The sequence below is a fragment of the Reichenbachiella sp. 5M10 genome (assembly GCF_002742335.1).
GTDB lineage: Bacteria > Bacteroidota > Bacteroidia > Cytophagales > Cyclobacteriaceae > Reichenbachiella.
On the sequence record NZ_MDGR01000007.1, the window covers coordinates 2,211,453 to 2,224,030 of the forward strand.

Sequence of the window (12,578 nt, forward strand, 5' to 3'; positions counted from 1 at the left end):
TTAAAATTTGAAAGTAAAAAAAATGAAAATAGAAAGTATACAGTTGAAAGTCCAAGGTTGGAAGCACTAAATCTGATCACAAGGCAAAACAACTCCTAGCAAGCAAAACCTAGCAGAGTCCAGCAATTTTCACCAATGCATTGAGCGCTAGATTCGCACCACTTTCGAGATGATGCCAATCGGTCCATTCGTGTGGCGAGTGGCTGATGCCATTTTTGCTCGGCACGAAAATCATGGCGATGGGTGCAATCTTGGCGACCATCTGCGCATCATGAGCTGCTCCACTCGGCATCACTTTGTAAGACATCTCTAGCTGCTGTGCTGCCTCTTCGAGAGACGACTGCATCTGATTGTCACATGCTACAGGATAGATCATGCTGGCTTCTGTAAAATCAAAACTCAACTGCCGCCGTCTCGCAATCGCCGAAAGCGCTTTGCGACAAGCGTCTTTGAGCTCGTTCATCACCTCTAGGCTCACGTCACGTGCATCGATACTAAAATCCACTTCCCCAGGCACCGTATTGGCCGAACCTGGATAAAGCGCTACGTTCCCTATAGTAATCCGGGACGCTTCCCCACCATTTTCATCGATAATCCGCGGTATCTCATGTGCAAAATCCGCCAAACCCATAAAGGCATCTTTGCGCATCTCCATCGGGGTAGTCCCTGCATGATTGGCTGCACCAAGCAGACGTACCTGCCACTTGAACAGCCCCGTGATGTCTGAGACGATTCCTACGGAGACATTCTCTGCATCAAGCACGGGTCCTTGCTCGATATGGAGTTCAAGATAGTTTTTGATCTCCTTTTTGGGACGAGAAGCAGACAAGGCCTGGTACGGATCGACTCCCAATTGCTGGAGCACATCCGATAGCATAATACCATCCAGATCCTGAGACTCTTCTATGATCCTAGGGTTGAGTTGCCCTGCAAAAGCTCGCGAACCGAACATACCGCCAAACCTCCCCTCTTCGTCACTAAATGCAATCACTTCTAATGGATAGGCTGTTTGGATACTCTGTTCTTTGATACACAGCAAACACTCCAGCCCTACCAGTACCCCTAGTGCTCCATCCAATGCACCTGCATTCGGTACAGTATCGATGTGCGAACCGATGACCACTGCGGGTTTATCTTGATTTGCTTCATTTTCGTAGCGCCCAATGATATTGAGTGCTGCATCTCGACGTGTAGGGATGCCATACGCCTCTAGCTTCGCCTCCAACCAATCCCTCGCCAAAAGTTCGTCGGCATTGAAAGCCATGCGATAGATCCCTCCATCTTCCTTCTTTCCGATGGCTGCTAGCTCGTTGAAATTTGCCTTGAACCGCTCAAAATTGATTGTCAATACCATAAGTCTATGTCTTTAAATCAAGAAACCCCTCCCAAATGAATGGAAGGAGTTCTCTTATACACAAAAAATAAAATCTTTGCTCGTTTACAAATTCAACATCTTCCCATCGATGAACTGGTTTTGCAAAATTTGAAGTCCGAGGATATGATTGACCAAAGCGTCCTTCCGCACAAGCGAAACAGGGTCTTTGTCGTTTTGATACTCGGTAATGAACCGTTTGAGACGCCCTGTATCAAAGATCCCTGCATGACGCAAAGCATCTTCATTCAAGTATTCCTCGATCAACTCATTGAGCGCATTCTTTTTCTTTTCTTCGGTATGCGCAGGTGGTGACATGAAGGCAAATTTTTCTCGCTCATACAACACTGTCGGCAAAATATCCTTCATGGCTTCACGCAGTACCCACTTCTCTGTATTTCCCTTGATGCGATAGTGTGGTGGTATCTCACGCGCCATCTCAGCCACATGATGATCTAAAAACGCCGGACGTGACTCCATAGAATTGGCCATATCTACCCTGTCACCTCCCCAGTTTAGAATCTGACATTCGAGCATGGTTTTGCTCCAAGTGTATTGTGCCTTGTCCAGCACATGACGGTTGTTGAGCTGATTGGTATCAAAACTCTGTGCAATGGTCGCTACCGGATCATAATCCTTGAGCTCCTCAATCAAATCATTGTGCAAGAGCGGACGTGCAATCTCCAAGGTATTCATCCATGGCTGAATCCATGAAGGTGTAAATCCACAAATCTCTTCCATCACAGGGTGTGAAACATGCTCCTCGGAGAGTATCGCCCCTTTGAACAGCGAATTGGTTTTCTCCATCAGTTCGCGGTAGCTATCTACCTCGTCCTGCGTATGCCCTGACCCTTCGATGTTTTGATAGCCATACTTGAGCATGTCCCGCTTGAGCTGTGGGTATCCACCAAACAATTCATCAGACCCCTCGCCCGTCACGACCACACGGTAGCCACACTCGTTGACCTTTTTACTCATCTGCCATTTGGCCACTCCTAGGGTATTGTAGAACGTACGTTCGGAGTGGTACGCCGTCTTGAGGTAATTCTCCCCGTATAGATCAGCCGCTGAGAGATTGATCTGTTCCTGATCTGCTCCGACACGATCTGCCATTTCTTTGGCGATGTGTGCTTCGTCATAGTCTTTGTTGTCAAAACTAATCGTAAATGCCTGCACAGGAGACTGCTGCATCGATGACGCCAAACCGAGCATCGAACAACTGTCTATCCCTCCGGACAAATAACACCCCACGGGCACATCTGCCTCCAACCTATGCTCTACTGCCTCGACGAGCTCTTCTTGTACACGCTGGATGTGGTACTCCGCTGACTTACCCATGTCACGATCTTGTTCTTCTGGGAAGTCCATATCCCAGTATTTGTGATCTTTGACTTCTAAGTTACCTCCTTTGCGCTCAATGATCAGCATATGCCCCGGACGCAGCGCCTGGATATCTTTGTAAGCCGTAGTACCCGGCACCATGGTCTGCATCAATTGATGCAATACTGCTTCACTGTCAAAGGCACGTGGCACCTCTGGGTGCACCATCAGTGATTTGATCTCCGAACCCCAAAACACATTGTTGTTTTGAATGTGATAGAAAAGTGGCTTGACCCCAAAACGATCACGCACCAAGACAAGGCGCTCTTCGTCCTCATCGTACATCGCAATGGCAAACTCACCGCGCAAGTGACTTACAAAATCTAATCCATATTTCTTGTACAGCGGCAAAGCTATCTCACTGTCACTCTTGGTCGTGAAGTCAAAACCTTCGAGTCTCAAGTTGGTACGAATACGTTTGTAGTCGTAGAACTCCCCATTGACGGTCAAGACGTGCTTGTTTTCGTTGGCAAACAAAGGCTGTCGTCCTGTCTCCAAATCAATGATGGACAAGCGTGCGTGCCCCATTGCCAAGCCCTTTGGCTCATCAAGGTGATAGCCATAGCCATCTGGACCTCTGTGATAGAGCATTTGGGTCATTTTTTCTAAATTCTGCTGGGCAGATGATTCTAAAGCACCGGCTTTCCAATATCCTGTTATTCCACACATATTACGCTGTAGGTATTTTGTCTTTTGGGAGTTTATTAAATCGATTGAGTACGGAGATAAACAAGGCCTGCCTGATAAAGACCGCTCCGTGTGCCTGAGTAAAGTATAGGTTGTGATGGGTATCGTCCAATATCGGGTCCAACTCATCGAGCCGTGCCAAAGGATGAAGTACCACCGCATCTTCTTTCAATTTCGTGTTTTCGTCTAGTTTGAATCGACTATCCAGTGACTTGTAGCTATCCCCCAAAAAGGCAATAGAATTCATATAGATCACATCGAGATCCTCGACTACTTCGTTGATATCATTGGTAATGTGAATTTTGATCCCCGAGGCTTCTGCTTTGACATTCAGTTCTTCGCCGAGAGGATCAGCCATCTCTGAGATGATAGAGATCTGCTTGATATCGTCTTTGAAAAGGAGCGACATGCGCAAAAAGCTATTGACTGCACGCATACTCCCTGGCGTACCTAGAATCCCCAGGTGGATTTTCTCTTCCGGTTTCAGAACTCCCTTGAGTTGAGGTTTCCACTTGAGGATCGCAAACCAATCGGCCAGCGACTGTGTGGGATGCTCTCCCGAACCATTGCCAGCATTGATGAGTGGGACACGTAGGTTAGGCAAAATCTCTTCGATCGCTGAGGTCTCGGTATGTCGCATGACCACACAATCCCCATATGCATTGAACATCTCTCCGATATCGAGCAATGACTCGCCCTTGGCCTGACCTGTACTCTTGCCATCCGAGATACTGATGATCTTGCCATCCAATCTCAATACTGCACTCTCAAAAGACAGCCTCGTCCGTGTACTTGCTTCGAAAAAGGCTGTCACGATAATTTTCCCATCAAGGGGGTGAGATTTTGCAATTTCCGTGCTCTCAAGTAGTGCAGCAAACTTGCAGATTTCCAAGACCAGTTCTTTGTCAAACTGATCTACAGATAGGATACTCTGTCCAGTGAGCCGCTTCAATACCTCTATATTGATCGGGTCTTCTTGGAGTAATTTTTCGGGATCGGGATTGAGACCGTCCGACGCTAAGGGGTTTTTGTCCAGTGCATTTTTTCCTGGATCAAACTTATCACTTACCATAGTTGTTTGGTTTTAATGTCTCTAATCAATAGCCATACTAAGGCTATCACTGTCACGGTGATTCCTAGCAAAGAAGTCCCAATCAATACACTTAAAAATAGTTCAGAAAAGTTCATGGTATAGGCTTTATTCTTGAGATTTAGATTCGTTGAGTGTGTTCCATTCGAAATCGTCTGGAAACAAATAGGTACAGACCAATACCGTCACCATAGACACAGCTGCTCCAATCAATGAGGCGGTGTACCAGCCCAATTGAAAATAAGCCACTAGGCCGCTACTACTACCCAGTATCATTCCGAGCATCGCTCCTTTGGCGCTGGCTTTGCGCCAAAATAGACCTGTCACGATGGGCCAAATCGTACTCCCCACCATAGGCCCTGCAAAAAACAACACCGTAGCAAGCGTACCAATGCGTGGCATACAAAACGCCCATGCCAGAACCCCCAAGCCAATAATGATTCCTGCCGAAACTTTTCTCAGCAGCTTTTCACCAGCTTTCGGATTAATCATCTTGCGGTAAATATCTTCGGTAATAAGATCAGAGGTAGCCGCCAATAAACTGTCAATACTGGATGCGAGCGAACAAAAGAATACAGCAAATACAATCACCGCACCTGCTTGCCCCAGCACATGAGACGCCACCAACGGCCCCACCATATCCGGACTAGTGATATTGACACCCAGCGAACCACTCGTCAAAGCGATAAATCCTGCCGCAATCGGCACAGGAAACCAAAACAGACCCGATAACAAATAAGCCTTTTTTCCAATTTTTTCGCGCATAGCAAAGGCTCGACTCCACCACACGTTGCTGTGAAACACTTCCCCCAGCCCAAAAAGCAGGTTGTTAAATACGGACATGATCGCTGCAGGCATGAGTGCATTCAATAGCATGGGCTTTTCATCCAATACATTGGTATATATGTGACCAAAATCAACCTGTGTCAATACACCAACACCCACGACCACTATACCAATCAAAATAATCAGAGATTGAATAAAATCCGTCCCGATCACAGCATACAAACCACCAAACAAGGTATAAACAACGCATACACCAAGGATCACTGTCATTCCCAGTTCGTACGGAATACCTGCGATGGCATTCATCAGGATCCCTCCCGCCATGCCCATACTCACCAGCCATGTAAAACCATAAAAGATACTGATAACTAGAAAGACATACCAGGTAAACTTGCCATATCGTAGACGGATAAAATCCCCACTCGTGTAGCCCGTCGGCATCAGTGCTTTGATTCGATTCGCTAAAGGCGCAAAAAGAAATAACCCAAAGGAAGCAGTGGAATAGGCAATCATACCCCATATCCCAAGCTGCAGCGCAAACTGTGGCGCGAGCATCGTGGTATTGGATGTGACCCATGTCGCCATGGCCGTGGCAGCACCAAAAGCCAACCCCACATTGCGTCCAGCGAGCATGAACCCATCCATGTTTTTGGCCTTCTTGCCCCAGTAGACACCTAAAAATATCCACAGTGCACTGAGTACGGCCAGTAGTATCCATCCCGTCTCAGGCGAAATAATAAAAGATTGATGATTCATGACGTAGAGGGTGTTGAGCGTGAACCTTTGATGATAACAACTGACGTCAGGCTAAATACAAGCAAGCCCAAGCCTGACAAAGTCAACGCTAGATTTAGCGACTGATGTTGCACTTGTACTTGCAACACATTCGACCACTCGCCCTCATTGGCTTTGACTCGGTAGTAATACTGCCCGTCCAAGAGACCAGAAACAAAACTCGCCTTGTCAGGTCCACGGTAGATGACTTTGGTTTCCTCAAACAGAGAGTCTTCGGCCTGTTCCAGCCAAAAGAACTCTGCCTCACCTGACCAATCGAGTTGTATGTACCCACTCGGTGCTACCTGTAGGGATTCTCCTACGAACTCTACTTCTTGCGCTTGGACCACACTCATCGCCCAACAATAGATTCCTAGGGCAAGGGATAATTTTGAGACCATTATTTTTCAATTTCTTTGTCCTCTTCTTTTTTTACTTCGGGTGTTTCCTCAGGAGGTTCATCCACTATGTTGCCAAACTCATCTACATAGGCAATCATTTCGTTGAGCGTACCCCCTCCATTTTCTCTTTCCTCTAGTTTCAGCCTTTTCTCTTCCTTCTTCTTTCTTTTTTTCTCCGCTTTCTGTCTTTTGACAAATGCATTAAAGTTCTTCTTTCCCATCTCTCTCCTGTTTTAGTCCATGTATTTCGCTTCCATTCTCTACTGGCATATCCTGCGCAGGAAACGATTCTACGCACGATAGGGTCAGACATCTTAGCGATTGAATTAAAACACCAATTCCTTTTCTACAGCATAGAATGGGCATAGCAAATCCTCCTTTTTCTGAAACAGAAAAAGTGAACCCACTATCCTCAGCAAGTTTTTGTTAAAAAGAAATTGAAAATTAGATGAAAGGTATCCGTCAAATGACTCACACACTGGCAGCCCCAGTCGGTTCATGACCAGATATGATCTGGTGCATTCATGTAGCTCGACACTGTCGATGACGGAGATATGTACTTTAAAACCTTCGATAAATATGTGGTGTCCCCATAGGCTCTGAACCAACAGCAACCCTATGATCAACTCATCTTCTAAGATATTTAATGACAATACGAAGTTAGAATATATGTCCTACAGAACATAATTATATACAGACTATCTAGGAGAAAGTCAAACGCAAGCATTTCTAGACATACATCCCCTTAGGTTTAGAAGAGGGCAAAACATCCCTCATCTAGATGGTAGGGCACCAACACTTCTAGCCAAGTCCATAAAAAAACCTGAACACACATTCAGGCAGCTTATATCAAACAAGACCAAATACAAGCGTATGGACGCATATGAAGTTTTGACCTCTCTATTTATCCAAAGAAGTAGTCAAGTAAACGTACTCTTGACAAGTAGCAGAGCATGCTGCCTTGGTAGTTTTCATGAGGTCCTTCCAGTCAGCTACTGAAGCACGAGCTTCGTCCAAGTACTGTGATAAGCTATCGATACGCCCCCCGACATCCTCCGGAAGCTTACCTGTCTCTAAGCCCAACATCAACTCCTGGATATCTATCCCCTTGGTTTCTATTGTTTTGAAACGACCATCCAAAACCTCCTGTATCTCAACATAAACATCACCATGTCCCAAGCACGCTTTCTTGAGCTCGTTCATTTCATCAAGTACTTCTTGCGGCTGTTCGTCTTCGATATTGGATTCATTGGCGTACATGCTATGATACATTCCTTGCCAGCTCTTGATCTCCTCAGCTACCCCCTCAGACAATTCCGTCGTTTCCAGAACCAAATCCTGCCAGTCGGTACTCAGGTCCTCAATCGGTTTCCTGTACTGTTCCACTCCGTCACACGCAAACGTCATCAACAACACAAATAAAAGACTTATACTACGCATCGCTTTACTCGTTAATTTCTCTCAAGATAAGCATAAATACAGCAATCCTAGCCAAGCAAAATCGAGTATTCTCAAAATTTGGACATAAAAAAAGCGGACTAAAAGTCCGCTTTCATGTAATACAAAATGTCATCTATGATTAACCGATCACTTTTACGTTTACGGCATTCATTCCTTTTCTACCTCTTTCAACGTCGAATTCGACCTTGTCATTTTCTCTTACTTCGTCAACTAGACCTGAAGTGTGAACAAAAATATCATCACCACCGTCATCTGGTTTAATGAATCCAAATCCTTTGGAATCATTGAAAAATTTAATTACTCCTTGTTGCATTATTATTATTTATATTATTACAAATTCAATTGACACGAGAGCTCTCACTCCTCATGCCCTACCCTCTACGCTTTTCTGAACCATAGGTTCGGGAGCAGTGGAGGTAATATTCCCAAATTCATCAACATAGGCGATCATTTCTGACAAATCACCTCCTTTGCTACTTTCCCGTCTCTCTAGCTTTCGTTCCTCCTTATCCTTCTTTTTCATTCGTTTCTTCTTCTCTTTTTGGAACTTGATAAAGCTGTTTTGAGACCTACTCATAGATTACATTTTGATGAATTCAATTACCCTACAAATGACTTTTCATCTGTATGAGAAACAAACTTGGTACTGCTAAGAAATGTCTGGAAGTGTATTCGAGAAGTCTCTGAAAGAAGTATTCTTATTAATTTCTGAAGCAAAGGTAGTCTTTATATTTGGATAACAACCCATTCATCTAATAATTACCAATAGTTTGTACGAATACCTCTACCCAATAAAAGCAAAAAGCCTTGATCTCCTATGGAAATCAAGGCTTTGGCACACTTTCCTTTCGGAAATTAAATGTTCTCAGCCAACCAAGACCCTACTTCTGAGGTCTTGTATGCTTTACCTTCTCCCGAAATATCCTCAGTAACGACACCTTCATTGAGTGACTTGTTGACTACATCTCTTACGGCTTGGGCTTCTTCTAGCAAATCCAAAGACTCCAACAACATCGCCGCTGAAAGCACAGTCGCTAGTGGGTTAGCGATATCTTTGCCCGCAGCCTGAGGATAAGACCCGTGGATCGGCTCAAAAACAGAAGTCTCTCTACCGACAGATGCAGAAGGCAATAGACCCATAGAACCTGTGATCACTGATGCTTCGTCCGACAGGATATCTCCGAACATATTTTCGGTCACCATGACATCAAATTTCTTTGGCCACTGGATCAACTGCATCGCCGCATTGTCGACGAGCATGTAGTCCGTCTCGACATCTGTATATTCTTTTTCAACTCTCTGAGCGACCTCTCTCCAAAGTCTAGACGAGCTCAATACATTGGCCTTGTCCACTACAGTCACCCTCTTGCTACGCTTGCCAGCATAGCTATAGGCCAATTTCAAGATACGCTCCACTTCCTCTACCGTGTACACACATGTATCAAAAGCTGAAGTCAAATCCTCAGATCTACCACGAGCACCGAAATAGATACCCCCAGTCAATTCTCTGATCACGACCAAATCTACATCTTGTACGATGTCTCTTTTCAACGGAGACTTGTCGATCAATGATGGAAAAGTAGCTACAGGTCTGATATTGGCATATAGTCCTAGCTTTTGTCTCATCCCCAACAATCCTTGCTCAGGTCTCACCTTCGCTGCAGGGTTGTTGTCGTACTTAGGATCACCGATCGCGCCGAACAGCACAGCATCAGAATCCAAACATACCTGGTGCGTCTCATCTGGGTATGGGTTGCCCGTCTCATCAATCGCGATCGCACCGACGAGTGCTTTTGTATAGTTGAACTGATGACCAAACTTGGTTGCTACTGCATCCATTACTTTGATCGCTTGCTCTACGATCTCTGGTCCGATACCGTCACCGGCCAATACGCCAATTTTAAATTCCATTTATTCTTAGTTTAAAATTCAATATGTAAAGGTCAAGGTTGCAAATCTGCCCTCGACTATATGTTATTCTCTATGATATTCAACATCTTGATGGTCGCTTTGATCGCCGCGACCGTCTGATCCGAATCCAAGCCTTTGGTTTTGAATCGCTTGTCTCCCTGCCAAGTAATCGTGGTGATCACCAAAGCATCGGTCTCACCTCCTGGAGGAATCTGCACTTCATAATCCACCAACTTTGGTAGTTCTTTGTTCAGTTCCTGATAGATCAGGTTCAGCGAATTCATGAACGCGTCATACTGTCCATCCCCACCCGCAGTCTTCTCATACACTTTGCCGTTGACCTCTATACTCAGGGTTGCCATGGATTTCAAACCCTGCGCAACGGAAAGTGAGTAGTTCATGATACGGATCGATGGATCTACTACCTGTGTACCCAATACATCCTTGATGATGAAAGGTAAATCTTCTTTGGAGATCGACTCCTTCTTATCACCCAGTTCGATGATCTTAGCGGTCACTTTTTTAGTTTCCTCTGGACTCAATTGAATCCCGAGTTCGTCCAAGTTCTTTTTGATGCTCGCTTTGCCAGACATTTTGCCCAAGGCATATGAGTATGTCCGTCCAAACCGCTCAGGATTAATACTGTTTTGGTACAGGTTGTCCTTGTTGTCTCCATCGGCATGAATGCCACTCGTCTGTGTAAACACAAACTCCCCGATCAAGGGCTTGTTGGCGGGAATTCGGATACCCGAAAAAGACTCTACGAGCTTACAGGTCTGATACAATTTAGACTCATCCACCTTCATCTCATAACCGAGATGATCTTTGACAATACCGATCACACTCGATAGCGGCACATTGCCAGCACGCTCCCCGAGCCCATTGAGCGTCGTGTGCACACCAGTAAATCCACACTCTAAAGCAGAATACACATTGGCTACCGACAGGTCATAATCGTTGTGTGCATGAAAATCGAACTTCATATCAGGAAAATTCTTGGTCATGATGCCACAGTACTCGCTTGTCTGGATATGATTGAGCATCCCCAAAGTATCTGGGAGCATGATACGGTTGACCGCCATCTTCTCTAGTCCCTGTACCATTTCGAGTACATAGTCTGGAGAGTCTTTCATACCATTGGACCAATCCTCCAAGTATACATTGACTTTGATCCCCATCTCTTGTGCGATAGAGACGGTCTTAGCGATATCTGCTAGATGCTCCTCTAGGGTTTTCTTGAGTTGCTTTTCGCAATGCTTTCGAGAACCTTTGCATAGCAAATTAATCACATGCCCCCCTACGTCCTTGATCCACTGTAGCGAGATATCTCCGTCCACAAACCCTAATATCTCTACTGCTTCGCCGTAACCATGGACATTGGCCCAATCGAGAATCATCTTCGCCGAGCGAAACTCCCCATCTGATACCCGCGCAGAAGCCACCTCTATCCTATCAACCTTGAGTTCGGCCAGTAGCATTTGTGCAACGCGCAACTTTTCCCCTTCGGTGAAAGACACCCCAGAAGTCTGCTCCCCATCACGTAGGGTGGTATCGAGAATTTCTACTTTTCTAGACATGGATACAAATTAAGCACCTAACAATACGCCAGTGCAGCGACTCATTTTGACAAAAGGAGAAATCCAAAACACCTATTGCTTTAGATTTCTCCTTCGTCGAAATGACAAAAATATTATAAAGGCAGTTCTTTGGCGAACTCTACGATCTCACCTTTGATGTTTTGTAGATAATCGATATCATCAAAACCATTGAGCATGTTGCCCTTCTTGTAACTATTGATATCAAAGTTTTCTGATTCGCCAGTAGACACAAGTGTGACTGTTTGAGCAGGAAGATCCACTTTGATCTCAGTTTTAGGATCTGCTTCGATGGCCTTGAATATTTTGTCCAAAAACTCCGCGCTCACCTGTACAGGCAACACGCCGATATTCAAACAGTTGCCCTTGAAAATATCTGCAAAGAAACTTGAGATCACACATCTGAATCCATAATCGTACACCGACCATGCCGCGTGCTCTCTCGACGATCCTGAACCGAAGTTCTTGCCACCTACTAGGATCTGTCCTGAATAAGTCGGGTTGTTGAGAACGAAATCCTGCTTAGGACTACCGTCCGTATTGTATCTCCAGTCTCTGAACAGGTTGTCACCGAACCCTACACGCTCAGTTGCTTTCAAGAATCTCGCTGGAATAATTTGGTCAGTATCCACATTTTCGATTGGCAATGGAACTGCACTACTTGTCAATATTTCGAATTTATCGTATGCCATATTTATTTGCTTTGGGTGTCGGGCTATTCGCTGTACGCAAATCGCTAAACGCCTATTTTATCTTATTAATCAAGTTATACAAACTCCTTTTGACCTGATTGACTATATCAAAAAGAGCATCATAATCCTTTTCATTCAAATATTTCAAATCTTTACTCAAGAGTAAAAAATATTCTAATTCAGATGCCGACCCTTTGGCTATTACCAAATAACGAGCGAATTCTTTATCACTATCTCTTCCACAGCCTTCACTTATGTTGGATGGAATTGAATAAGCCGCTCTTTGCATCTGACTAACTATTCCGAACTTTTCAGCTGCAGGAAACTCCAAAGTAACTCAGTAAATTTCAAGAGTCAACTCATGACCCAATTCCCATACCTTATACTTCCTATAATCTCTCACTGTAGTTGCAGCGTAAAGCGAATAGC

At 44.9% G+C, this 12,578-nt stretch carries 14 protein-coding genes; all 14 read right to left on the reverse strand.

Annotated features, from left to right (window positions below; translation table 11 throughout):
• Positions 1-109: 109 nt before the first annotated feature.
• The 14 genes from BFP72_RS08945 to BFP72_RS09010 all read right to left on the reverse strand — a co-directional run bounded on the left by BFP72_RS08945 (position 110) and on the right by BFP72_RS09010 (position 12,480).
• The gene (locus BFP72_RS08945) at positions 110-1,354 is read right to left on the reverse strand and encodes a Zn-dependent hydrolase (protein WP_221406497.1); all 1,245 of its coding nucleotides are present in this window, start codon (positions 1,352-1,354) and stop codon (positions 110-112) included.
• Positions 1,355-1,438: 84 nt separating this feature from the next.
• A complete protein-coding gene (asnB, locus tag BFP72_RS08950; protein ID WP_099598812.1) occupies positions 1,439-3,421 on the reverse strand; it encodes an asparagine synthase (glutamine-hydrolyzing) in 1,983 nt (660 codons plus the stop codon).
• 1 nt (position 3,422) lies between these two features.
• On the reverse strand, positions 3,423-4,511 hold the full coding sequence (locus tag BFP72_RS08955; protein WP_099598813.1) for an aspartate carbamoyltransferase: 1,089 nt from the start codon (positions 4,509-4,511) through the stop codon (positions 3,423-3,425).
• Positions 4,512-4,637: 126 nt separating this feature from the next.
• Positions 4,638-6,071: a sodium:solute symporter family protein gene (locus BFP72_RS08960; RefSeq protein ID WP_099598814.1), complete on the reverse strand. Its 1,434-nt coding sequence runs from the start codon at positions 6,069-6,071 to the stop codon at positions 4,638-4,640.
• Entirely contained in the window at positions 6,068-6,490 is a 423-nt protein-coding gene (locus BFP72_RS08965) for a hypothetical protein (protein ID WP_143520003.1), read from the reverse strand. Before BFP72_RS08965 ends, BFP72_RS08960 begins: the two co-directional genes overlap by 4 nt.
• The gene (locus tag BFP72_RS08970) at positions 6,490-6,711 is read right to left on the reverse strand and encodes a hypothetical protein (RefSeq protein WP_073118402.1); all 222 of its coding nucleotides are present in this window, start codon (positions 6,709-6,711) and stop codon (positions 6,490-6,492) included. Before BFP72_RS08970 ends, BFP72_RS08965 begins: the two co-directional genes overlap by 1 nt.
• Positions 6,712-6,816: 105 nt before the next feature.
• Entirely contained in the window at positions 6,817-7,143 is a 327-nt protein-coding gene (locus BFP72_RS08975) for a hypothetical protein (protein ID WP_143520004.1), read from the reverse strand.
• Between the two features lie 247 nt (positions 7,144-7,390).
• The gene (locus BFP72_RS08980; protein ID WP_143520005.1) at positions 7,391-7,930 is read right to left on the reverse strand and encodes a hypothetical protein; all 540 of its coding nucleotides are present in this window, start codon (positions 7,928-7,930) and stop codon (positions 7,391-7,393) included.
• A 139-nt stretch (positions 7,931-8,069) separates the two neighbouring features.
• Entirely contained in the window at positions 8,070-8,264 is a 195-nt protein-coding gene (locus tag BFP72_RS19190; RefSeq protein ID WP_099598818.1) for a cold-shock protein, read from the reverse strand.
• Positions 8,265-8,315: 51 nt separating this feature from the next.
• Positions 8,316-8,528, reverse strand: coding sequence for a cold-shock protein (locus BFP72_RS19195; protein ID WP_099598819.1), 213 nt, complete (start codon positions 8,526-8,528; stop codon positions 8,316-8,318).
• Positions 8,529-8,806: 278 nt separating this feature from the next.
• Positions 8,807-9,862 (reverse strand): 3-isopropylmalate dehydrogenase, encoded by a 1,056-nt coding sequence (leuB, locus tag BFP72_RS08995; protein ID WP_099598820.1) that lies wholly within the window; start codon positions 9,860-9,862, stop codon positions 8,807-8,809.
• 56 nt (positions 9,863-9,918) lie between these two features.
• Positions 9,919-11,439, reverse strand: a complete 1,521-nt coding sequence (locus BFP72_RS09000) for an alpha-isopropylmalate synthase regulatory domain-containing protein (RefSeq protein WP_073118508.1) — start codon at positions 11,437-11,439, stop codon at positions 9,919-9,921.
• 113 nt (positions 11,440-11,552) lie between these two features.
• Complete coding sequence (gene leuD, locus BFP72_RS09005) at positions 11,553-12,149, reverse strand: 3-isopropylmalate dehydratase small subunit (protein ID WP_099598821.1); 597 nt, start codon at positions 12,147-12,149, stop codon at positions 11,553-11,555.
• A gap of 52 nt (positions 12,150-12,201) precedes the next feature.
• Positions 12,202-12,480, reverse strand: a complete 279-nt coding sequence (locus BFP72_RS09010) for a four helix bundle protein (RefSeq protein WP_255397181.1) — start codon at positions 12,478-12,480, stop codon at positions 12,202-12,204.
• Between the last annotated feature and the right edge of the window lie 98 nt (positions 12,481-12,578).